This window comes from Bacillus sp. AR2-1 (assembly GCF_008368755.1).
Lineage (GTDB): Bacteria > Bacillota > Bacilli > Bacillales > Bacillaceae_G > Bacillus_A > Bacillus_A wiedmannii.
Genome location: NZ_QORY01000005.1, coordinates 92,904 through 117,032, shown reverse-complemented (window position 1 = coordinate 117,032; position 24,129 = coordinate 92,904). Strand labels below are relative to the sequence as shown.

At 33.2% G+C, this 24,129-nt stretch carries 16 protein-coding genes; 6 read left to right on the top strand and 10 right to left on the bottom strand.

Annotation, left to right across the window (positions count from 1 at the left end):
- Positions 1–61: 61 nt before the first annotated feature.
- The 4 genes from iolD to iolG form a co-directional block, all read right to left on the bottom strand.
- Positions 62–1,996 carry a 3D-(3,5/4)-trihydroxycyclohexane-1,2-dione acylhydrolase (decyclizing) gene (gene iolD, locus DT250_RS04555; protein WP_149212658.1) on the bottom strand — a complete coding sequence of 645 codons (1,935 nt, stop codon included), beginning with the start codon at positions 1,994–1,996 and terminating at the stop codon, positions 62–64.
- Between the two features lie 154 nt (positions 1,997–2,150).
- A complete protein-coding gene (locus DT250_RS04550; RefSeq protein WP_149212657.1) occupies positions 2,151–3,614 on the bottom strand; it encodes a CoA-acylating methylmalonate-semialdehyde dehydrogenase in 1,464 nt (487 codons plus the stop codon).
- Positions 3,615–3,692: 78 nt separating this feature from the next.
- Positions 3,693–4,691, bottom strand: a complete 999-nt coding sequence (iolC, locus tag DT250_RS04545) for a 5-dehydro-2-deoxygluconokinase (RefSeq protein WP_016135862.1) — start codon at positions 4,689–4,691, stop codon at positions 3,693–3,695.
- Positions 4,692–4,789: 98 nt separating this feature from the next.
- Positions 4,790–5,815, bottom strand: coding sequence for an inositol 2-dehydrogenase (iolG, locus tag DT250_RS04540; RefSeq protein ID WP_149212656.1), 1,026 nt, complete (start codon positions 5,813–5,815; stop codon positions 4,790–4,792).
- Between the two features lie 493 nt (positions 5,816–6,308).
- Here iolG and DT250_RS04530 point away from each other — a divergent pair, with 493 nt between their 5' ends.
- Positions 6,309–7,589 carry an MFS transporter gene (locus tag DT250_RS04530; protein ID WP_149212654.1) on the top strand — a complete coding sequence of 427 codons (1,281 nt, stop codon included), beginning with the start codon at positions 6,309–6,311 and terminating at the stop codon, positions 7,587–7,589.
- 88 nt (positions 7,590–7,677) lie between these two features.
- On the opposite strand, the gene DT250_RS04525 is transcribed toward DT250_RS04530, so the two are convergent.
- Positions 7,678–8,679, bottom strand: a complete 1,002-nt coding sequence (locus tag DT250_RS04525) for a LacI family DNA-binding transcriptional regulator (protein ID WP_149212653.1) — start codon at positions 8,677–8,679, stop codon at positions 7,678–7,680.
- Positions 8,680–8,974: 295 nt separating this feature from the next.
- Here DT250_RS04525 and DT250_RS04520 point away from each other — a divergent pair, with 295 nt between their 5' ends.
- The 3 genes from DT250_RS04520 (at position 8,975) to DT250_RS04510 (ending at position 12,339) form a co-directional block, all read left to right on the top strand.
- Positions 8,975–9,964: an S-layer homology domain-containing protein gene (locus DT250_RS04520; RefSeq protein WP_149212652.1), complete on the top strand. Its 990-nt coding sequence runs from the start codon at positions 8,975–8,977 to the stop codon at positions 9,962–9,964.
- Between the two features lie 619 nt (positions 9,965–10,583).
- Positions 10,584–11,303, top strand: a complete 720-nt coding sequence (locus DT250_RS04515; RefSeq protein WP_149212651.1) for an S-layer homology domain-containing protein — start codon at positions 10,584–10,586, stop codon at positions 11,301–11,303.
- A 739-nt stretch (positions 11,304–12,042) separates the two neighbouring features.
- Complete coding sequence (locus tag DT250_RS04510) at positions 12,043–12,339, top strand: hypothetical protein (protein WP_046955327.1); 297 nt, start codon at positions 12,043–12,045, stop codon at positions 12,337–12,339.
- Between the two features lie 128 nt (positions 12,340–12,467).
- Here DT250_RS04510 and DT250_RS31605 read toward each other — a convergent pair whose 3' ends face one another.
- The gene (locus DT250_RS31605) at positions 12,468–12,560 is read right to left on the bottom strand and encodes an IS3 family transposase (RefSeq protein ID WP_179952832.1); all 93 of its coding nucleotides are present in this window, start codon (positions 12,558–12,560) and stop codon (positions 12,468–12,470) included.
- Positions 12,561–12,583: 23 nt separating this feature from the next.
- Positions 12,584–12,754, bottom strand: coding sequence for a hypothetical protein (locus tag DT250_RS31600; RefSeq protein WP_046955328.1), 171 nt, complete (start codon positions 12,752–12,754; stop codon positions 12,584–12,586).
- Positions 12,755–13,226: 472 nt separating this feature from the next.
- On the opposite strand from DT250_RS31600, the gene DT250_RS04500 reads away from it, so the two are divergent.
- Positions 13,227–13,901: a hypothetical protein gene (locus tag DT250_RS04500; RefSeq protein WP_149212649.1), complete on the top strand. Its 675-nt coding sequence runs from the start codon at positions 13,227–13,229 to the stop codon at positions 13,899–13,901.
- 358 nt (positions 13,902–14,259) lie between these two features.
- Here DT250_RS04500 and DT250_RS04495 read toward each other — a convergent pair whose 3' ends face one another.
- Both DT250_RS04495 and DT250_RS04490 read right to left on the bottom strand, forming a co-directional pair.
- A complete protein-coding gene (locus DT250_RS04495; RefSeq protein WP_149212648.1) occupies positions 14,260–14,724 on the bottom strand; it encodes a hypothetical protein in 465 nt (154 codons plus the stop codon).
- Positions 14,725–14,970: 246 nt separating this feature from the next.
- Positions 14,971–15,225 carry a hypothetical protein gene (locus tag DT250_RS04490; protein WP_098654071.1) on the bottom strand — a complete coding sequence of 85 codons (255 nt, stop codon included), beginning with the start codon at positions 15,223–15,225 and terminating at the stop codon, positions 14,971–14,973.
- Between the two features lie 196 nt (positions 15,226–15,421).
- Between DT250_RS04490 and DT250_RS04485 the strand changes: the two genes are divergently transcribed.
- Positions 15,422–16,048 carry an ATP F0F1 synthase subunit alpha gene (locus tag DT250_RS04485; RefSeq protein ID WP_097816769.1) on the top strand — a complete coding sequence of 209 codons (627 nt, stop codon included), beginning with the start codon at positions 15,422–15,424 and terminating at the stop codon, positions 16,046–16,048.
- 244 nt (positions 16,049–16,292) lie between these two features.
- Here the strand turns inward: DT250_RS04485 and DT250_RS04480 are convergent, their stop codons facing one another.
- On the bottom strand, positions 16,293–23,891 hold the full coding sequence (locus tag DT250_RS04480) for a non-ribosomal peptide synthetase (protein WP_149212647.1): 7,599 nt from the start codon (positions 23,889–23,891) through the stop codon (positions 16,293–16,295).
- Between the last annotated feature and the right edge of the window lie 238 nt (positions 23,892–24,129).

Below are 24,129 nucleotides of genomic sequence, written 5' to 3'. Positions count from 1 at the left end.
TTGAAAAGAGAGCTTCCTAATCAATATGCATGTAGATAAAAAACTCTCTTTGTGTCCTAATCTAATAAGATCTTGCCTGTTGCAAGTTACTTACTTTACTCTCGTACGCAGCTTGCATACTTTGACTTTTAGATACTTCCGCAACACCTACATGCCACCATGACTCGTATCCATTTGTCATTGTTTTGGGTAGTACTTTAATATCAATTAATGTAGAAAATGTTTGTTTTTTCGCATCAATAAGCGCTTCCTGTAATTGTTCTAGTGATGTAACATGATATGTTTTCACTCCATATCCAGCTGCGCTAGCTGCAAAATCAATTTTCATAATTGCCCCGTCTAATTTACGAGTTTCCTGGTTTCGGTAGCGAAACTCTGTTCCAAAGCTCCCCATTCCATTACCCATTTGTAAGTTATTAATGCAACCAAATCCGGAGTTATCAAACAATAAGATATTAATTTTTTTGTTTTCTTGAAGACTTGTGACAAGCTCAGAATGAAGCATCTGGTAACTACCATCCCCTACCATTGCATATACTTCCTTCGATGGTTCAGCTAGCTTTGCACCAAGTGCGCCCGCAACCTCATAGCCCATGCAAGAGTATCCATACTCCATGTGATATGTATTTGGTTTTCTTGATGTCCACATTCTTTGTAAATCACCTGGAAGACTTCCTGCCGCTCCAACGATAATTGCATCTTCATCGAGTAATGTATTGATTTGTCCAATGACTGCGGTCTGTGTTAAATGTGTACCAAGTGCATCCACGTATTCATTTAAATCCCCATCGAAATGGCCTTCTACTTCTGGTGTGAAATCTTGACCTGTAAAGCGAATATTATGTAGACGTGATAATTCTGTTTCCCAAGCCTCTTTTGCATCATCAATTTCTACTGTATAACTAGATCGATAATCCATTACTTGCAGTTCCTCTATTAGAGCAAGAAGCGCTTCTTTCGCATCCGCTATAACCTTTAATGCATCCAGCTTATTCGCATGGAATTCTGAAATATTGATGTTTAAAAACTCCACTTCCTCATTTTGAAATAATTGTTTCGATGCCGTTGTAAAATCAGTAAATCTCGTCCCGATTCCAATAACAAGGTCGGCTTCCTTTGCAATTGTATTAGCTGCTATATTTCCAGTTACCCCGATGCCACCAAGATTATATGGATGACTACTTTCAATCGCACTTTTTCCAGCTTGTGTTTCTCCAAATGGAATGTGGAATGTTTCAGCAAACTGTTTTAACTCTTCTGCCGCTTCTGCGTATCTTACACCACCACCGCAAATCATAACTGGCTTTTTCTTTCTCTTAATCATTTCCACTGCATCCGCTAAGCTGGCTTTTGTAGGTAGACGACGTTCAATACGGTGAATACGCTTTTGGAAGAAGTAATCTGGGAAATCCCATGCTTCCCCTTGGACATCTTGTGGTAAACAAATTGTTACAGCTCCTGTATCTGCCGGATTTGTTAAAACACGCATCGCTTGAATCATAGCTGTCATCAATTGTTCAGGACGATTTATCCTATCCCAGTACTTACTTACTGCACGGAAAGCATCATTTGTAGAAATAGATAAGTCATTTGTTTGTTCAATTTGTTGAAGAACAGGATCAGGTTGTCTCGTTGCAAATACATCTCCTGGAAGTAGTAACACGGGAATATTATTTGCTGAAGCTGTTGCTGCAGAGGTAATCATATTTGCTGATCCAGGACCAACAGAAGAAGTACATGCCATAATTTGTTTTCTATGTTTTTGTTTTGCAAAGGCCATCGCAGCATTTGCCATTCCTTGTTCATTTCTCCCTTGGTATACTTCTAATTCCCCTGCATCTTCTTCTAAAGCTTGACCTAGGCCTACTACATTCCCATGACCAAAAATCGTAAAGATTCCCTTAATAAACTTTTGTTGCTTTCCATCAAACTCTACATACTGCTCGTTCAAAAATTTCACCAATGCTTGCGCGGTCGTCATTCTAACAGTTTGCATATAATTTGCTCCTTTCTATCTCTAACAGTCATTCTGCATATGAAAAAGGAGTATTAGGAATTTGATAGACTCCTAATACTTCCTTCTTATGTTTTACTACTTCCGTTACTTTTGCTTACAAGCAACTAGACAGATTCTACTTCTCTCTTAATAATTACTTTTCCCAACGAGATGTAAGCATTTTCTTTCTTGTATAAAACTCAACGCCGTCAGTACCGTTCGCATGAAGATCACCATAGAAAGAGTCTTTCCAGCCAGAGAACGGGAAGAATGCCATTGGCGCCGGAACCCCAACATTCACACCTAACATACCTGATTCAATAGTTTCACGGAATTGACGTACACTTGCCCCGCTATCTGTATAAATACAAGCTCCATTTGCAAAACGAGACTCATTGGCAATTTCAATCGCTTCATCCAATGATTTCACACGAACAATAGATAAAACAGGAGCAAAAATCTCATCTTGCCAGATTTTCATTTCTTTTGTAACATGGTCAAAAATTGTTGGCCCAACGAAGTAACCAGCTCCTTTTACAGCTGTATCTTCGCGTCCATCACGAACTAATGTAGCGCCCTGTTCTACACCTGAATCGATGTAATCAATTGTGCGCTCTTTATGGTTATCACGAATAACGGGTCCTAAAAACACATCTTCATCCAGACCATTGCCGATGACAATTTTATTTGCTTCTTCTACTAGTCTTCCAACTAATTGATCTGCAATTTCTTCTTCTACTGTTACAACAGAAGCAGCCATACAACGCTCACCAGCTGAACCGAATGCAGCACTAATAATTTGCTTTGTTGCTAGCTCAAGATTCGCATCATTTAATACAATGGAATGGTTTTTCGCACCCGCTAGTGCTTGAACGCGTTTTAAGTTTTCTGTTCCTTTTTTGTATACATATTCTGCAACAGGCTGAGAACCTACAAATGAAATTGCCTTCACTAATTTATGTTCAAGAAGACCGTTTACTACATCGTGAGCACCATTTACGATATTTAATACACCTTTTGGTAAGCCTGCTTCTGCAGCTAATTCTGCTAATTTTGCTGCTAGAAGTGGTGTACGCTCTGAAGGTTTTAATACAAATGTATTACCACAAGCAATCGCAAGTGGGAACATCCAGCATGGAACCATCATTGGGAAGTTAAAAGGTGTAATGCCGCCTATAACACCAATTGGGTAACGATACATGCCAGACTCAATACCTGTTGCAATATCAGGTAACTGTTTTCCCATCATTAATGTAGGAGCACCCGCTGCAAACTCCACGCACTCAATACCACGAAGAACTTCACCGTAAGCCTCGTTATAGCTTTTTCCGTTTTCAATCGTAATTAGTTTCGCTAACTCTTCCCAGTTATCTACTAGTAATTGTTGATATTTAAATAGAATACGAGCGCGTTTTGGTACAGCAGTTTTAGACCACGATTTGAACGCTTCATTTGCTGCTGATACAGCTTGTTCAACATCTACTTTTGTTGAAAGTGGTACTTGAGCGATTACTTCTCCTGTTGCAGGATTATATACAGCTTCCATCTTAGTTGAAATGGATTCTACCCATTCGCCGCCAATGTAGTTTTTTACAATTTGTGCTGTTTGTACTGTCATATTCATTCTCTCCCTTTTATGTAATGTAGAATCGTCCAGTAGGATACGCCCTTACTTGATTATTGATTTATGAAGTTTTTATACCAATTCTTCAGCCGTTTCCATGAATGCAGAAATCTCTGCTCTTGTTGGCATTGCATCAGAACAACTATGTTTAGAAATAACGATTGAAGCAGAAGCACCACCTAATCGCATCGCTTGAGGAATCTCAAGCCCTTGCATTAGGCCATAAATAAACGCAGAAGCATACGAGTCGCCAGCGCCAAACGTCTTTAACACCTTTGTTTTAAAGATACCGCCGCGGTGAGATTGACCGTCTCTCGTATAAGCGATTGAACCATCACCGCCATGTTTAATTACAACGATTTTCGCATGATGAGAAAACCATCTTTCAGCCGTAACTTGGTCATTAGATTGTTCGTAGTTTAATAGTTTTTCCATCATATCGAATTCTTCACGCGTTCCAATAATGACATCAGATTTTTCAGCCGCTAGGTTGTAATACACAGCCGTTTCAGCTTCTGACTGCCATGTATAAGGGCGGTAATCTACATCAAAAAATACAACTACATCATGCTTACGCGCATATTCTAATGCTAAAAATACCGCCTCGCGAGAAGGACTTTTCGCTAAAGCTGTTCCTGAAATTAAGAGTGCTTTTGATTGTTTAATATAGTCCTCAGATACCTCTGTTGGATCAAGGTTTAAATCTGCGACATTGTCGCGGTACATTAAAATACTGCAATCCTCAGGGCTTTTAATTTCTGTAAATGCTAGACCTGTCACTGCACCTGTACGGTCGATACATATCTGATCTGTATTAATCTTATTGTCCTGTAGATACCCTGTAATAAAGCGGCCCATTTGATCGTCGGACACTTTACCGATAAATCCTGTCTGTAAGCCGAGACGCGCCGCACCAATCGCAATGTTGGCAGGAGAACCTCCCACATACTTAGTAAACGTTCTTGTTTCTTCCATAGGACGTTGTGTTTCATTGGCATTTAAGTCAACGCATAAACGTCCAACTGCAATTAGGTCTAATGGACAATCTTCTTTAAAAATAAGTGGATTCATTATTACTACCTCCCATGCTTTATGGATGAATGATAAGGTTCATATTTTTTAAACCTACTATTCATTACTCTTTATCCATCTAGAAGTAAGCGCTCTCTTTATTGATTTAATGCAGGCTGTTTATGTTCAATTTGTACAGGTTTTCCTGTTAGTAAGGATTCCTTCGCAGCCTTCGCAATTCGCTCTGCTTGTAATCCATCATTACCACTGCAAATAACAGCTTGTCCTTCTATAATTGACTTTGTAAATTGTGTTACTTCCTCAATGTAAGCTTGCGTGTAGCGCTCTAAGAAGAAATAAAGCGGCTTATCTTTTACAATACCTTCTGTTTTTGACACTTGAACTGTTGTCGGGCAGCAATTATCCGCAGCAACCGCGCCTTTTTCACCAAACACTTCCACACGCTGGTCATATCCATAAACAGCTTGGCGGCTATTATCAATTACCCCTAAAGCTCCATTCGCAAACTTTAATGTGACAATTGCTGTATCCACATCATTTACTTCCTGAATGGATGGATCAATTAATGTTGTTCCATATGCAAATACTTCAACGACTTCACTATTCATCACATAACGAGACATATCAAAATCATGAATCATCATATCCATAAACAATCCGCCTGAAGAGCGAACGTATTCTATACTTGGCGGTTGTGGATCCCGAGACGTAATTTTTAAAATATGTGGCTGCCCCACTTCACCTTGTTGAATCAGATCATAAACTTTCCTGAAGTTCGGATCAAAACGACGATTAAATCCTACTTGAAGAGATACTCCCTGTTCTTTTACCACTTCTAATGCTTCTAATGTTTCTTCTACTGAGAAACTAACAGGTTTTTCACAGAAAATATGTTTTTTCGCAAGAGCTGCTTCTTTAATAATTTGCGCATGTGTATTTGTTGGTGAACAAATAAAGACAGCATCAATTTCTGGATCTGCTAATAAATCCTGATAGTTTGTAGTCAGAGTAGAAATCCCTTTATCTTGAGCCCACTTTTCTAGATGACTAATTACTACATCTGAAACCGCTTTAATTTTTACTTGTGGCATAAGTTGCAAATTATCAACATGTAGTTTCCCAATTCGCCCAGCACCAATAATCCCAATCTTTAAAACGTTCATATGATTTCTCCCTCTATATTAAAATTTAAGAAACGAAATGAAAGTCTATAGGGTTTAGCGTATCAAATCAGTTAAGCGCTTTCCCTATTTTTCTTCATTATACACACTTGATTCTAAATTGAAAACATTTTTATTTTTATGAATACTCCCCTTTTCATCCGAATTTTAAGTTCCCTCAATAAACGTATTACATAAAAATAAAAAATAAGAATTAGAAATAAATCATCTAAAAAGCTATAAATATATTCTTTTAAAATACTGATATAACAAAGATAACGAAGCCTTTTAAATAGTAATCCCCCATCTATAAGGTATTTCTTTCTTTTCATACTCACTATTATTTTATTGTCCAATAAGTAAATAGAATGACTCTATAAAAGAAAGTTGTAAATTGTCAAAAAATTTAATTGACGACCTCATAATGTAAGCGTATACTTTTTTTATCAAAAAGAATTAAGCGCTTAACCTAAAATAACTTATCGGTGGTGGGAGAATGAACGTTATTAGTTCAAACAAAACATTTATGGACAGGATTGGGATCCCTTCTAATTTAACTTGGGGATACATAGGAATTATCGTTTTTATGATTGGGGACGGGTTAGAACAGGGATGGTTATCCCCTTATCTCGTTGAACAAGGACTAACGCTAGAACACGCGGCTTTCCTGTTTACTATTTACGGAATTACTGTATCTGCTTCTTCTTGGTTTTCGGGGGTATTTGTACAAATGTGGGGACCAAGAAAAGTCATGACGTTTGGTTTAATATCATTCATTTTAGGTTCAATCGGGTTTATAGGTATAGGAATTCAACATATGAATTATCCCGTAATATTAATTTGCTATGCCCTACGAGGGTTCGGTTATCCCTTATTTGCTTATTCGTTTCTAGTTTGGGTATCTTACAGTACGCCTCAACAAATGCTTTCAAGAGCAGTTGGCTGGTTCTGGTTTGTATTCCAGCTGGGGCTTAGTGTTATAGGAGCCTTTTATTCTAGTTATATGGTTCCGAAAATCGGAGAAATTGCTACATTATGGAGCGCTTTAATTTTTGTTGTCGTCGGGGGATTATTCTCAATTGTTGTAAATAAGGATAAATTTAAAGCACAAACCGTAAGTGCTAACAAATCAAGCGAATTACTAAAAGGCATTACCATCGCATTTGAAAATCCTAAAGTTGGTATAGGTGGTATTGTTAAAATTATAAACTCGGCGGCTCAGTTTGGATTTGTTATTTTCCTACCTACCTATATGATGAAATACAATTTTACGATGACTGAATGGCTTCAAATTTGGGGGACTCTATTCTTTGTAAATATGGTGTTTAATATTATTTTTGGTATTGTTGGAGACAAGTTTGGTTGGGTAAATACAATTAAATGGTTCGGAGGAGTCGGTTGTGGAATTGTAACTCTTGCACTCTATTATGTACCACAAATGGTAGGACATAATTATTGGGCAATATTATTTGTTGCCTGTTGCTATGGAGCAACACTTGCCGGTTATGTACCTCTTACAGCATTAGTCCCATCTTTATCTCCTGAAAATAAAGGAGCTGCAATGTCTGTTTTAAATTTAGGTTCAGGATTATCAGCATTTGTTGGACCATTAGTAGTTACTGCCTTTATCGGTCCATTAGGTGTCGGCGGCGTGATGTGGATCTTTGCTGGTTTGTATTTCTTTGGTGCATTTTTAACTCATTTCCTTACTATTCCAAAGGAAAATAAGATGGAGCAGGATTTAAATACGAAAAGCGGTGAACAATTCTCTGTATAAATCCTAAATATAAAAGAAGGTCATCCTAACTATACTTAGTTACGATGACCTTCTTTTGTTACATTCAAATAGGCTTATAAAAAATCTATCATGTAATATCCTTTACTGAGGATCGCTCTACTAACTGAGGAATAATTGTAATTTTTTGCTTAGCATGCTCCTTCATTTCCATCGTTTTTAAGAGTTGTTCAAACGTACAGGCTGCCATTTGTGTAATTGGCTGTTCAATCGTCGTTAACCCTGGATCTGCAATCTCAGCGTAGATTGTATTATCAAATCCGATAATCGATAAATCTTCCGGAATTGAAAGCCCTTGTTTTCTTGCTTCATTCATAAGGCATATAGCAATCAAATCTGTACAAGCAAAAACCGCTGTAGGCCTGTTAGGCAAATAAAGTAATTCCTTACTTGCACGTTTACTATCTTCCACTGTCGAATAGCAGCTAATGATAGCCTCATCATCTAATGAAATCCCTGAATCCGTAAGAGCTTGTTTGAAACCAGTCAGTCTCCCTAAGCTACTTTTTCTATCCTTCTCCATCATAATCGTTAAAGATGTATGGCCTTTCTGCGTTAGATAACTTCCAGCTAGATAGCCTCCCCTCATATCATCAGTTGTCACAACATGAGTGGTGATGGAAGGATGATCTACAGTGAATAATACAAGTGGCAAATCTCGATTCACGATTTTTTTTACAAGTTTATAATCATTTAGTTCCGTTGCAATAATAATGCCATCTACTTGCTTTTTAAATAATAAATCAATGTATTCATGCTCACGTTTTGTTTGATGATCTGTACTACATAAAATGAGTGTATACCCTGATTCTCGTGCACTATTTTCAAAGGCTCTTGCTACTTCTGCAAAAAATGGGTTTGAGATATCTGGGACAAGTACCCCAATCGTATATGTTTTTTTACCTGTTAACGCTGCTGCTACACTACTTGGCTGGTAATCTAATTCATCCATTACCTGATTTACTTTGTTTATTGTTTTTTCACTAATACGCCCAGTTTGATTAATTACCTTGGATACAGTTGCTATTGATACACCTGCTTTTTCCGCAACATCATAAATTGTTGGTTTCACTTTAATTATCCCTTCTTAATCATCTTTTTCTATATTTTATCATAAAAATATTTTGCTTCTTGGTACACAAAAGGAATTCTTTTAAAATTTGTAAATACCTCTACCCTTAGGCGTCGTTCCTCTCATTAACATAACAACTAGCTCAAAGTGAATATTTCAACTAATAAATATCACATACCAACTTTTTACAAAAAGCACAATTTACATCTATACTAATGTCTATATAAATATTAATATGTATTATAGATATATATTGTATATAAAATCAAAAAATTTATTTTGGGAGAAATTAACTATGAAATTCAAAAACGTAATCGCAACTGGTTTAATTGCTGCTACTTTATTTGGCGCAACAAATCCAACACATGCACAGACTAAACATTTCAACGATGTACCACAAGGACACTGGTCTGAAGAATCGATTTATTATTTAGCTGATAAGGATGTAATAAGTGGGTATGGTAATGGAAATTTTGGATTTGGGGACAAAGTAACACGTGGGCAAGTTTCTGCTATCATTTCTAAATATTACGGTTTACGGGATGACAATTATTATGGTAAAAACTTTTCAGATATCAAAGGACATATGTTTGAAAGTAATATCAAAGCTGTTGTACATGCAGGTTTTATGAGTGGAGACAATACAGATAAATTCCGACCTGATGATACGTTAACTCGTTATGAAATGGCTGTTATTCTTCAAAAAGCTTTTGGTTTAGAAGTTAAAGGGAATGTGCCATTCAATGATATACCAAGGGGGCATTGGGCAACAGACTACGTACGTGCCTTGTATAGCAATGGGATAACAAGTGGTGTCGGACAAAATCAGTACGGTGGGCAATATAGCGTAACAAGGGAACAGTTTGCTAAGTTCATGTACAATTCAATCTTCATTCATGGTAAAGAAGATAGATCCTCAGAATTAATTAACCTTGCAAAATCTTTAGGTTTTGTTGATAGGGATGAGGAATATGGAACACTTGGATATAATCTCCATGGAAAAAAAGCTGACCCTATGTCTGACATTATAACTATATTCCCATATGGTAACGGTGGTGGTTATTGGGACTCTATAATTTTTATCGAGAGTAAAGATTCTGCAATTAATGAGCCTATCAAAGCATTATTCAATCAATTGCTGCCGACAAAAGGAGATTATTTATATTCTATAGTTAATAATCCAAGCCTACCGAAAACAAGACAAACTTTTGAATTAGATGGTAGAGAAGTTCAAGTAGATAATACATATAAACTAAGTGTTTCTTTTGGGAAGGTAAAAAAATAATTTACAAGAAAAGAGTTATTTAAATGTGGCTCTTTTTATAATATATTGAAATCTTTTTATTTATTCAATTCCTTCATTTTGTTCATTGTAATTCCTAATATTAAGATGTAAAATAACATTATCTTATATGCGCTTAAGATAGATCGGAATAAGAAAAGGAACCCTTCTGGGTTCCTTTTTCTATATTACACTAATTCCTATTGCTATAAGGATACCTCATACAATACATAGTAACCCAAAGTGCCCAAGTATCATACATAGAATTAAGCCTATAGAATATACAAAGACTTCTTTCCAATTTATCCATTCATATAGGGCAGGTAATTAAACGATGATTAAAACTCCTAATACAATTAAAACAACACACTTTCTTCAAAGTTAATCCTTTTTACTTGTCCTTTTACTGTCTCGATAATTGAAACTATCCCTTTCCCCTTTATAAAATCAACAAGATTTTATCCAAATCTAGTTACTAGTCCATCTCCAATTTTTAAATATGGCACCATTATATTTTATATCTACATAAATATATCTATCAAATACTTTATATTTATATATAATTATAATAGGTTTAAGTGTACTTATTAAAATAATATATCGCTTTTAGGGAGGAAATGTTATGAAAATAAAATTAGTTACATTATGCACTGCACTATCTATTAGTACCTTAACAATAGTTGGAGTTGGACATTATACCGCCCATGCCGAAGATGGCTTTATTGATGTACCACAAAACCACTGGTCATTTACAGCCATACATGACTTAAAAGAAAAACAGATCCTATCTGGATATGGAAATGGGATATTTGGCTTTGGGGATGATGTAACACGAGAACAAGTTGCCATTCTTATGTACAATTACCTCAAACCAGAAAATAAAGAAACATATACTAATCCTTATTCAGATATCAATTCTCTCACAACCCATTACTCAAAGGAGATTTTATCTCTCACAAACTTAGGAATCTTCACTGGAGATGAACATGGTAACTTCCGCCCTAAGGATACTTTAACACGCGCTGAAATGGCTTCTGTATTAACGAAGGCATTCCAGCTAAAAGCAACGGGAGCATTTACTTTTAAAGATATACCGAATGGATATTGGGCAAAGGATGCGATTCATGCGATTCATTCCAATCATATTGCGGAAGGCACAGGTAACAATAACTATAGTCCTTATATGAAGGTATCTAGAGAACAGTACGCACAATTTATCTTTAATGCTATGAACAGAAATAATAAACAAGGTAATAATAATTTACCGCTTATTCTTGTTGAAGAAGTTGGGGAAATTGGAGAGTCCCATGTTACTAATGGAGGAACAATATTTAAAGGATAAAATGCACTAATACAATATTAATAATTAACCATCTATATCTACTATTGAATAATACACCGTAAGTTTGCTAATAATATAAAATACCAAGTCTCCAATTCCCCTGGAGCTGAGCAGTTAGTTCATTCTAACTGCTCTTTTTATTTTTTATCGTCACGCTTCCATAGTATCTCCATATGTTGTATAGAGATATCTCCTTCTAAATTGTCATTGATGCCTCTTTCAAGTCCTAATGCACATCTTAAAAAGAGCACTTTTAAAAAGTGCTCTTTTTACTTTGCGTGTCACTTATCCAACGATGAATTGAGATTTTAACTTATGAATAATTTATAGAATTATTTCCAATACTACGAATAGATTGGTAACAGCCAATCTGTATCCATAATTAATCTCTAATTTTCTTGGATTCTCCCTGAGGCAAGGCGGTTATTTTTAATAACCGCCTTTCTTGTTTAGATTATAAATATTTACACATACTATTAACGGAATGGTTGAATCATTGTCATTGAAAATGTTCAGCGCTTCCGCTCCTTAAGAGAACAGTCTACGCAACTGTTCTCTTTCCTATTTCCTTTTTTCACACATATAATATGACAAGCATTATTAACTCCGCTACAATCAATCGCATTACAACATTTTCAACGTTTCCTCAACAATTTCTCAATATTTTTCATGGACAACAGCACACTTTCTCAACAGGTTTAATATCTTAATATTAAATACTGAAAGGAGATGTTGAAAAATGACTTGGTTCATTATTTTAGGATTTATGCTTATTTTAATAATAGGCGGTTTTCATGCACATAGTATTCATATCATTTTCAAAATAGGTTCAGATACAAAAGCTGTGCCAAGTTGGTCTTTCGTTAATAAAATAAACTTCCAAACATTAAAAGAATTAATAAAAGGACTAAATAAGGATAAACTTAAAATCCTTACAATAGGAGAACTTGTTATTCCTTTAAGTTTCTTTAATAGATTATTTAGCAAAACATTAATTTTTCTATTCCTATTCTTTTACTCTCAATATTTAAACTAACGTAATATGAGATGAGTTAAAGAATAGCAATCACTACGCGTAGCAAGCCAACAATCGATCGCCTATGATGAACTGGACCTGAAGAATTAAACAAAAAATTAAGCGGCTGTTTGAATGTGAGTCCGGTATTATACTGGACTCATTCTTTTTAACTGTACTTTGATTTTTTTACGATTGTAATAAACTATATAATTATCTAATACTATCTTAATATGTTCCATACCTTCGAATTTTTTAAGATAAATTACTTTTGCTTTGTCTTGTTCTGTAATTCCATCTCTTTTTGAACGAAGACCTTTAACTTTTTTAAGTAATCGATTTCCATACGTAAACATTCATTTTCATCTTTTAATGCCTTTATAGCCTCTTCAATAGCTACATTATCTAACTTCGATCTTGTATTTGTAATTCCCATAGCTGGATCCCCTTTCTTCTTTTATATAGGAAATACATGTCTTTTAAATCATATATTCCCCTTCATCTACGAACTATTTCAATGAATTCCTTAACAAAAACGATTCATTTATTTCCTTTGTTTTTAATCTATTTCTAAACATTTCAGATATACTCTTTGATAAATCCCACTATATTCATTCCATATTTTTCTCTCCAAAACGAACCGTAGTACATATTATCTACAACATATTTATAGGTTTTAATAGTATTTTTAACAAAATCTTCTTACATTTAAATAGACATACCACTTTAATCTGTCAACTCCACCTATATTGATAAATATGAAAAAACAAATTTATTTGACATTTCGATGACTTATAACAGGAAAATATATACATTAAATGAAACCTGATATATCTTTAATTTGTAAGTTGTAGTTAGTTGGCCAACTTTCCATACAATTTAATAATTTAAAATATGGGGGATCTAAAATGAATCAAGTATTAAGAAAAAGTAAGAAAAAAATGATGTATCTAGTTGGTTCACTTCTAATTTCTCTATCAATGTTTTCAACTACTAGTTTTGCAGCTACAGAAGGTGCTGTAAAAAGTGTTACAAATAGTACCTATACCGGGATTGCAGCTGATATAAATCTACCAAAATCAGTTGTTGTTAAAGATGGGTATGTGAATTGGTATTTAGGTATTGGAGCATCTAAAGTTGAGGGTGGTATTTCCAAAACACCAAGTGGATATAAAGTATTTCTAAATTCAGGATATAATGAATCAGGTCAAAACAGTAAATATTGGAACACACAGTTTGATGCGTCAATTAAAGATGGTGATCGAGTAAATCTTAAAATAGTTAATAACGGAAATGGTACGGTTACTATGTATGTAAATGGAAACCCTAGATATGCAAATCAGCCTGTATATGGCTCATTTTCTCAATATGAACCAGTAAAAATGGTTCAGGGGGTTGAAGATACTGGACGTAATTCCTTTAGCCAAGCTAGCTTTTCAAACGTACTTCTAAGAACAGATACATCTGGGGCTACCTACAAAAGTTGGAACGGTTCAATTTCTTCCTCATTTTCAAGACACGGTACTTATGGTAACAATTTCACAGTTTATTCTCAAGTACCATTAAACGCAAGTTTACGCTAAATGTGTTATTTGAATCATAATGTTTTTGAAAAAAAGTAGTAGCACTTGCGACTACTTTTTTTATAGGGTCCATTGTAATAGATATTCGCGCCAATATAAATACCATCTTTCAACTTTTTCAAAAAACAACCTGTTTATTTAAAAGTTATGTACAAAAAAACGTAGAAATATTTAATTCCTACGTTTTTATAGGTTAATCAATTCATTCATTTACTATTACAATTCAAAGTCATACTTCGTTTGATAAGCCACTAAGTAAAAATAATACTTCGAAAAAATAACCCCAACTGGCTTTACGCATATATCTCTTGAAAAAACAAAAAACCACCCAATTGGATGGCCTCTAAATTTACTAGTTTTAATATTTTTCTGCTACTAAAATATAATCAAAGTTATTATCTTCATTCCCTCTTACCGATGAACTTACTTCAATATAATAGTCTTCCCATTCTTCTGCTTCAAAGACGATTTTTTCCATATCATTAGAAAGGTTCAAAGATTTTTTAATTATTTTACCTTTCGAATTTCGTACAAATAGATCAAAATCATTATCATCATGCATTCCCTGCAAAGTAACTTCAACTTTCATGGTATCACTTGGGGAAAATCTAAAGATATCTATACCGTCTTTATCGTCTAAATTTAAATTGCCATAAACCACACAATCATACCCCAAATCTAATCTATTGGCTGTTTCAAGTGTATTATTTGGCTCCGTATCTCTAAATTCTTTCTGTTTTCTAGCAGCATCTACAAAATTTGTAGTACTAAACACAAGTGTTACGGTTCCTAATAATATAATCCCTAATTGTTTTAAATTCATTTTCCTTATCCCCTCTTTATTTTTTGTCTTTATTACGAAATCATATACCTATATTTTACTATTATGTAAATATTTTTACTATTGATAAAATCTGTTTAGCTTTATTTACTTTACAATCATTTTATAAATGTTTTCTAAGAGTCAAAGTTTTCGAGTCGGTATGTTAAAATTTGTTTCCCCATCTTTTAGAGCTCTAAAAAAACAGGTGGATTCAGCGGATTAATTTGCAATAAAAAATAGAAATAGTCAGTCATGGTAGCCTATTTCTTCTTTTTTAGATGTATTAAATGGCTTGTATTTCTCTCTTAATCCTTCGATTTCCTTACACTTCTCCTTAATATCCTCTCGAAGAGATAACCTAACCTTGTATAATTTTTTCACAGTTATAATTTTACACGGTTTAATTAGGAAATTCATATGTTGACCATTTACGCCTAGGATTTTTCTTTCCCCATTTCGCACGAAGGTTCCTTTTTGCTCTACGGTAACAATTTCATACATACACATCTTCCTTTCCATTTGAATGATAAATTATTAAATCAAGATTTATTATTATGCAAAATTACATTTCAATTGTAGTTGATAATCATTCTTAATGTAACTATAATGATTACATGTTAGGTGATATAAGAAAGTTATTTACGAATTAAACCTAACTGCACATTTAAATACAATCGGAATGGAGATGTTATAAGGTATGAAAAAAATCATTTTAGCTGGTGCATTAGGAATTGCAGCTCTTGCAGGCACAAATCTACCAGGATTAGAAGTAACAAAAGCAAGTGCAGCTTCTATCGAGTCAAATTTATCAACAATTGAAGGGCGTGTAGTTGAGGTTACTGATAATGTTATCTCTGTTGAGTCAACAAAGTATTCAGAACCTATTAGTATCTATTTAAACTCTACACCAAATGTAAAAGTTGGTGATCAAGTAAAAGCTACTGGTGCAATAATGCGTAATTTTACGGACTATATGATTGCAGAGTCAATTGAAAAGGTTCAAGGTACTGATACATTACACCAGGGAAGTTATTTAAAACATGTTTTTGCATACGAATATGAAATAGGACATGTTACAAAAGTAGATAAGTTTAAATCTGGAATAGAAGAATATAATTATGTAATTGTTCAATATACTGGAAATGACGGAAGTAAACGTAATGTTACAGTTTATTTGACACACGGGCAGAAATTTAATGTAGGTGAAAAAGTTAAAGTGCACATGGCGAACGCTGAAAGAAGTAATGAGTGGTCGATAACAGATGAGATTGAAAAAGTTAATGATTCTCAAGCATTAACTGATGATCGATGGATTTGGTCTTAATATAAAATTGTATTTTTTCTCTAATTAAAAATAATTATTTGTCTTAGTTAATTTCTTCTGTTTGTAATATGAAGAATTGAAATATTATCCAACCAACTAAATGTATAAACCTTTTAATTGAAAAGAACTTGTAGATAAAACTACAAGTTCTTTTTAATTTCCCAAACGATAAGGGGAAGTAAGTAAGCAAACATTCAAAACTTCATATTTTATAGACCAATCTATTCAAAATCGATTATATATTCTATAGCAATATTGGTTCTTTAATGGTTGGTAAAAACTCGATACTCATAGCATAATTTAATAACAAATTGATATACTCTTGATTTGGTTCTAAACAATGTACATTCTTTAAGTATCCTTGCGTGTATAAACAAGATGGTATAGCTACTGATAGCTCTTCTACAGATTCTAATAAAGGCATTATGAGCTCTAAAGCTTTCTGTTCATCAGTGGTTAGATTCGTATTAAAAAACTTCTCTATATACTTTTCTTGTTTCATTAACATAATGTCGTATCCAAAAGCTTGTAAACTATTAATAAATTGGTCCCATTTAAGCTGAGTTGGATTACAAATATGCATGGTTTTATTTATTGTATTGACCTTATAGGATAATTCAGTAATAGCTAAACTTCCATAGTCTACAGGCGTTAAATCTACATACGTATTGATGTCAGGTGCTATGCTAGATAGGCATATCCCTTTTAATAATCTATAAAATGCGTTTTCATTAATATTGTATTGAAATTTACCTGTTTTAGAGTTACCCACTAAATTCCCCACACGGTATATCGTGGCACGAACTCCATTTTCCATTGCTTCTCTGACCATTTTCTCGCCTTGAAACTTACTTTCTAGGTACAGATTATCTAAATTTTGCCCTCTATCAAAATTAGACTCAAAGAATTCAAATTCTTTTGGATCGCTTTCAGCCTGACCTACTACACTTAAAGTCGATATATAATGAAAACGTGCATTTGTGTTCTTAGCTAATTCCAATAAGTATTTTGTAGACTGAACATTTACCTTTTGAAAATGCTCACGTTCTCCATAGTGTCTAACTTCTCCACCACAATGTATGATTGACTCTACCTTATTCTTTAAATGGTCCAATTGCTTTGAATCTAGACTTAGATTCATCAAAGATAAATCTCCTTCAATTAATTCTACTCTCTCCTCTAACTTTTGAAGGATTTCTTTACCGAAATAAAACTCCATTCTTTCTTTTAACTTTGCACCAATTACTTGATTCTCATTTTTTCTTACTAAACAGTATATAGTCGTAGATGGCAACTGTAATAACCGTTCTAAAATATATGCCCCTAAATATCCTGTTGCCCCTGTAAGAAAAACTGCTTTTGGATAATTCACCATATCTAACTCACATTCTTCTAATTTAGTTGTTTCATAAACAGGAGTCGTTTTCGTTTCATTTTCCATACGAGCTACATTCATATTTTTCTCTTTCTTGAACGACATATCTTCCATCTCTTCAATATGAGAGGCTAATTTTTCTATTGTTCTATACTTAAAGAAATCTTGAATTTTCAAGTTAGGATATAACGGTTTTAATTTGACTAATGCCGGCATAACTTTTAAAGAATGTCCACCCAAATTAAAGAAATCATCTTTTAAACCTATAGATTTTATGTTTAGAACTTCAGACCATACTTTTGCAATGTTTTTTTGCACTTTAGTTTGAGGTTTAAGTTTGCACTCATCGTTTTGCTCATAATCAAACTCTATTTTGGGCAGCTTTTCAAAATCAATTTTCCCGTTCGCCGTTATTGGTATTTCTAACACATGAGAGTAATATTTAGGGACCATATATTCTGGCAATACATTTGATAAATGTATTGCTAACTTATTTTTCTCTATCCCTATACCGTCCACTGTTTTATAATAAGCTTGCAGTAACATTCCATCTTTCGTTTGTGTTACCACAGCCTGACTTATCCCCTCAAGTTGTAACATTGCATCTTCTATTTCTCCTAATTCAATTCTGTGCCCTCTAATTTTAACCTGCTTATCTTTTCTTCCCATAAATTCTATATTTCCATTTGATAACCATCTTGCTAAATCACCTGTTCGATATAATCTTTTACTCTTATCTTCCGAAAATGGATTCGAAATAAATGCCTGTTTTGTTTTCTCTTCCTGCTTCCAATACCCTTGAGCCAATCCTAAACTCTCAATATATAATTCACCCATGCCCCCTACCGGACAATGTTGCATATATGAATTCAATATATGAACCTTTGTATTAGAAATTGGAATACCAATCGGTATGCTTCCTAAAAGATTATTTTCGCTTTCTAAGACTGGTATGAAATAATACATTGCTGAAACAGTTGCTTCAGTAGGGCCATACTCGTTTACAAGCTGTACTTGGTTTTTAAAAGTACTTTGCCAACTTCTAATAGCATTTGTTGATGCAGCTTCCCCTCCCATTATTATAAATCTTAAAGAACGTATCTTTTCACTATCCAGTTTAGTTAATGAAGTCGATAATTCATTGAAAAATACTGTTGGCAAGTCAGAAATAGTTGCTTGTGTTTCTTGAATGGCTTGAGCATATGCGACAGTCGAATAGCGCTGTTCATCACTTAATACATATAGTTCCGCCCCATTTAACAAGGTAGAAAAAATTTCCGATACGGAAGAATCAAAACTATGGGAATAAAACTGTGTTACTTTATCATTTGGAGAAATCTGAAATACTTCATTTCTCCATTCAACTAAATTTAATACTCCTTTATGTGTTAATAATGTACCTTTAGGTTTACCTGTTGATCCTGAAGTATAAATTACATATGCCAAGTCATCTGGTTTATTTAAAATTTTCACATCATCATTTATAGTCGTACGATATATATCCTCTATTATTGAAACCTTATACTCACTTAAATTCAAATGACTTTTGTATTTGTTACTCGTTATAATTCTACATGCCTCACTGTCACGAACTATATAATTTATTCTATCCTCAGGGTATTTTACATCGATTGGTATATAGGCAGCACCGGCTTTTAATATTCCAATCATAGAAACGATACTATTCATACTTCTATCTAAAAATATGGCTACCTTGTCACCTTTTTTTATACCTTTATCAAGCAAATTTTGAGCTACTTGATTAGAACTCCTATTTAATTGCCTATATGTTAAAGACTCTGTTTCAGTCGCTATAGCAATCCGATTTGATTGTCTTTCTACTTGCTTATAGAATTGCTCCTGTATATTTTGAAAATAAGGATATGTTCTTTCTGTCTGATTTACCTTTTTATATAGAGATTCCTCTTCCTGTGATAGGAATGAAAGATTTTCAAATGCTACTGTTCGTTGATGAATAAATGCGTCCAGTATAGTAAGTAAATTTTGAGTAAACCTATTAATTGACTCTTCCTTGAAGAGATTAATATCATACTCAAATGAAATCCCTACATAATCCAATCCTTCTTCAACAGCTAAAGAAATGTCAAACTTGCTAACATCTTGTTTATTTGGTAACAATTGAAGCTTGTACGCATCATGTTGCTGCAGAATATCTTTCTGATAACTAAACATAGTAGAGAAGATCGGGTTATTTCCAAAGCTTCTATCAGGATTTATTTGCTCAATTACTTTATCAAATGGGTACGATTGGTTTTGGAAAGAATTCAAACATTTTTCTCTCACTACTTGTAATAGCTGTGTTAAATTTTTCACATCATTTAATTTTGTTCTAATCGCTAAAGTATTTACAAAAAAACCTTGTATTTGTTCAAATTCTTGATAATTCCTTCCAACAACCGGTGTACCTACAATAATATCTTTTTGATCCGTTAGATAATGTAACAATTGAATATATGCTGCCAAAAATAGCATATACATCGAAACATTCTCTTGTTCACATACTTGTTTCAAAGACTCTTTCATTTTATTATCTAACTTCATTTCAAATACTGTACCTCTATTTGTACTTTGATGATTCTTACTAAAATCTAAAGGAAGATTTAGTATAGGGAGAGGTGCTGCAAGTTCGGCCATCCAATAAGATTTTTCTGTATCCCACCGACCTAATTTTAACTGCTCCTGTTCCCACTCAACATAATCTACATATCGATTAGAAATAGTTGGCAACTCAGGATTTCTTCGTTTAGCAAAGGCACTATATACCTTCATTAATTCATCTAATAAATTCCTTACACTCCACTCATCAGTAATAATGTGATGTAAATTGATATATAAATAGGATTTTTTCTTATCAAGATTAAAAATTCTAATCCGGAAAAGCGGTCCATTTTCCAAATCAAATGGTGTATGATCCGTTTGATTTATTGTTCTACGTATATATTCTTGTTGTTCCTTTTTAGCCATGTGTTCAATCTCATGGTGTATCAGGTCAATCGCTATTGATTTTAATATGACTTGTCTAGGCTCCCCATTTTTTTCAATAAACACTGTGCGGAGCATCTCGTGTCGTTCAACTAAAAACCTTATGGCGTCCTGTAAAATATCTTTTTTCAAACTCGGCTCAATATATATGTGTAGTGGTGTATCGTATACTCTATTAATAGCGTTTGATTTATTTAAAAACCAGATTCTTTTTTGAGCACTTGATAACTGATAACTTTCCTTATCTGCAACTTTTAATATTTGCATCTTCTGTTCTTCCCTATCATGATTTACTTCCAATAATTTATCGATGTAAGCAGATAGACTAGCAATTGTTGTATGCTCAAAAATATCTCTAATTTCTATTTTCAAATGAAACTCTTTTTGAATTTGATTTAATACTTGCACAGCAATTAATGAATGTCCCCCAAGTTTAAAAAAGTCGTCATCTCTACTGATTCTATATTTCCCTAAATTTAAAATCCCTGACCATGTTTTTGCCAGCCTTTTTTCTGTGCCACTTATTGGTGGTATATATTGATTTTGCATATTTTCAAGTAAAGATGGGATTTGTAATTCTAATTTTTTTCTATCAACCTTACCACTTGGTGATAATGGAAATGTTTTAAGATGAAATATATAATTTGGCATCATAAAATCTGGTAATCTTTCACTTAAGAATGTTTTTAAGTTCTCTTGTTTTATCTCTGTATTGTCTTTTGATACATAAAAGCTAGCAATTTTGTCATTTTGATAAGTTACTACTACTGCATCTTTTACCTCTGGGTGTTTAAATAATGCCCTTTCTATTTCATCAAGCTCAATTCGATACCCACGTAGTTTTACTTGATTATCTTTCCTTCCGATAAATTCTAAGTTTCCATTTGGTAAAAGACGTACTAAGTCCCCCGTATGATATATTTTTTTATTGCGATTATATGATTTTTTGAAAGAAATAAATGCCTCTTCTGTTTTTTTCTTTTGATTTATATATCCTTTCGCAACCCCATCACCACCAATGAATAATTCACCTACTACTCCTGACGGACATAACGTGTTGAACGGACTGACCACGAAAACTTTACTATTAGCAATTGGTTTACCTATTGGGATATTAGAAGTTTCTTCTTTTATCTCATGATTTACTTCATAAATGGTTGTACATACAGTAGCTTCAGTAGGACCATATGCGTTAAGAATTGGAATCTTTAACCCTACTTTACTTTGCCATTTACGAACTGATTCAGCAGGTATGGTTTCCCCTCCTACAAATACACATTTTAAGGAATTTAATTTAAGCAACATTTCTTTTGGCATATCAGCTATTAATTTAAAAAATGCAGTTGGTAAAAGAACAAATGTAATACCATTCTTGTTAATTACATTTATAAATTCTTCTGCAGAACGTTTTTCCATTTCAGAAATTACATGCATTCTTCCTCCGCATAACAAAATCGGAAACATTTCCATAATGGAGGCATCAAAAATCATTGTTGCAAATTGTAAAAATACATCATTTTTGTCTAAATTAAATTGATTCATTAATGAATATGATAAATTAATTACTCCTCTATGTGGTACAACTACTCCTTTTGGTAAACCGGTTGAACCTGACGTGTAGATAATATACGCAGCATCTTCTATGTTATGTGTAGACGCAATATTTTCTATAGAATTAGTGTAATGAAAATCCTCTAGAAAAATTGTATGAATCGCAAAACTTTCAATTAATCCCCTAAATTCTTTCTTTGTAATAATCATTTGACTTTCACTATCTTTTAATATAAATTCTATTCTTTTTTCAGGAAACTTTGGATCGATTGGTACATAAACTCCACCTGATTTTAGTATACCTAGAATGCATACAATTGTATCGATCTCTCTCACCATAGTAATACTTACACGCTGTCCCTTTTTTATATCATTTTCACGTAAATAATTCGCAATTTGATTTGACCTTTGCTGCAAGTCATAATAGGTAATCGATTTATCCCCCATTGAAATCGCTATTTGATTTGGCGATTTTAATGCTTGTAGATCAATTAATTGATCTAATGTTTTTGAATTAGGATATGCAAGAGTATTTGAGTTTATATCTTTGTATAAACGATGATCCTTTTTTAAAAGTAAATCCAATGAATGGATAGGTTCGTTCACATTCTTCATTAGTTTTTGTAACAAATATATATATCTTTCAACTAAATCATTCATACTATCTGGTTTATATAATGCTGAATTATAGTCAATCTCAATTTTATTCTCTGTTTCCCCTTCATATCTCATTATTCTCCAGGTCATGTTAAAAGGATTTACTCTTTTACAATCTGTTAAAACTGTGGACTCAATATCGGGAATTTTCAATTGAGGTATCCTTACCGTATTAAATGCTGTTGAATAAATCATATTATGATGTGTATTATTATTTAGATTTAAATCTCTTACTATATGTGAATATGGATTATGTTTATATTTAATAGCTAAATGAACAGATTTATTCACCTTGTTAAGTATTCCCTTAAATGTATCACCTTTTTCTATTGTTATACGTATAGGTAATGTATTAACAAAATAACCAAAAGCATTCCCTTCTTCCGTTTGTGGTCTAGTATTAATTGGAATACCTACAATAATTTCTTCAGCATTTGTCATTTGATGAAGTAAGGCACAATAAGTACTTAACATAACCCGATAGACACTTATGTTATTTCTTTTAGCAAAACATTGTATTTGATAAAATAGATCGGCATCAATATTCTTACTTATATTTTTGTTCGTATATATCGGTTTATTCATTTTATTAATAGTAGCAGGAAACTCTGTAGGAGGTAATTCACCTTGTAAATAATCTTTCCAATAGGATGATCCTTCTCTATATATTGCACTGTCAATAAAACCTTCCTCAAATTCTACAAGGCTCTTATAAGGAGATTCAAATACTAAACCCGTATTTTCTTGAAGTAATTCACAATACGTATGAGACAATTGTTGGATAAAAATCCCTAAACTACATCCATCATAAATAATGTGATGAAAAATCATATGTAAAATAAATTCATCTTCACACAATTTAATGATGTGGAATTTAAACAAAGGCCCTTCTTCTAAATTAAATTTCTCATTCACTATAGAGTCTAAGAATTTTTTTAAAATAAATTTTTGTTCTGTGTTTTTAAAAGCAGTTAAATCCTTAATTGGTATATCAAAATCTATACTCTTTTGAATGAATTGTTTAATTTTTTCGTCCCTCTTAATAAATAGTGTACGTAGCGCCGGGTGAGATTGCACCATTAAAGTAAGCGCTTTCTTAAAGTTATCTATTTGAAGATTTCCTTTTAGCTTTATTATGGTAGCTTCATTGTTCATTCCATTTTCTAATTCCATTTGATGAGCTATCCATAATGCTTCTTGCCCTACTGTTGCATCCAATTCTTCTACAATTTCATATTGCTTTTGTATTTCCTTCATATGAATTTCTCCTTTTATAAATATTTCAAAACGGATAATATTTACAATTACAACTATATGTACACATTCTGCGATTTGTAAATGTATATTTTCCGACTAAATTCAACATTTATTTCGCTTATTGCATAGTTATTAAAATGATGAATAAAATTCATATTTATACCGTGAAAGTTCATACTTTTATTCAATTTAAGCATAAAAAACCATTTAACTAATAATTCAAATTACTTTTTATAAA

Coding starts and splice junctions, on each gene's coding strand:
- iolD (WP_149212658.1), bottom strand. CDS start 1,996: ATGCAAACTGTTAGAATGACGACCGCGCAAGCATTGGTGAAATTTTTG.
- DT250_RS04550 (WP_149212657.1), bottom strand. CDS start 3,614: ATGACAGTACAAACAGCACAAATTGTAAAAAACTACATTGGCGGCGAA.
- iolC (WP_016135862.1), bottom strand. CDS start 4,691: ATGAATCCACTTATTTTTAAAGAAGATTGTCCATTAGACCTAATTGCA.
- iolG (WP_149212656.1), bottom strand. CDS start 5,815: ATGAACGTTTTAAAGATTGGGATTATTGGTGCTGGGCGAATTGGGAAA.
- DT250_RS04530 (WP_149212654.1), top strand. CDS start 6,309: ATGAACGTTATTAGTTCAAACAAAACATTTATGGACAGGATTGGGATC.
- DT250_RS04520 (WP_149212652.1), top strand. CDS start 8,975: ATGAAATTCAAAAACGTAATCGCAACTGGTTTAATTGCTGCTACTTTA.
- DT250_RS04515 (WP_149212651.1), top strand. CDS start 10,584: ATGAAAATAAAATTAGTTACATTATGCACTGCACTATCTATTAGTACC.
- DT250_RS04510 (WP_046955327.1), top strand. CDS start 12,043: ATGACTTGGTTCATTATTTTAGGATTTATGCTTATTTTAATAATAGGC.
- DT250_RS31605 (WP_179952832.1), bottom strand. CDS start 12,560: ATGGAACATATTAAGATAGTATTAGATAATTATATAGTTTATTACAAT.
- DT250_RS31600 (WP_046955328.1), bottom strand. CDS start 12,754: ATGGGAATTACAAATACAAGATCGAAGTTAGATAATGTAGCTATTGAA.
- DT250_RS04500 (WP_149212649.1), top strand. CDS start 13,227: ATGAATCAAGTATTAAGAAAAAGTAAGAAAAAAATGATGTATCTAGTT.
- DT250_RS04495 (WP_149212648.1), bottom strand. CDS start 14,724: ATGAATTTAAAACAATTAGGGATTATATTATTAGGAACCGTAACACTT.
- DT250_RS04490 (WP_098654071.1), bottom strand. CDS start 15,225: ATGTATGAAATTGTTACCGTAGAGCAAAAAGGAACCTTCGTGCGAAAT.
- DT250_RS04485 (WP_097816769.1), top strand. CDS start 15,422: ATGAAAAAAATCATTTTAGCTGGTGCATTAGGAATTGCAGCTCTTGCA.
- DT250_RS04480 (WP_149212647.1), bottom strand. CDS start 23,891: ATGAAGGAAATACAAAAGCAATATGAAATTGTAGAAGAATTGGATGCA.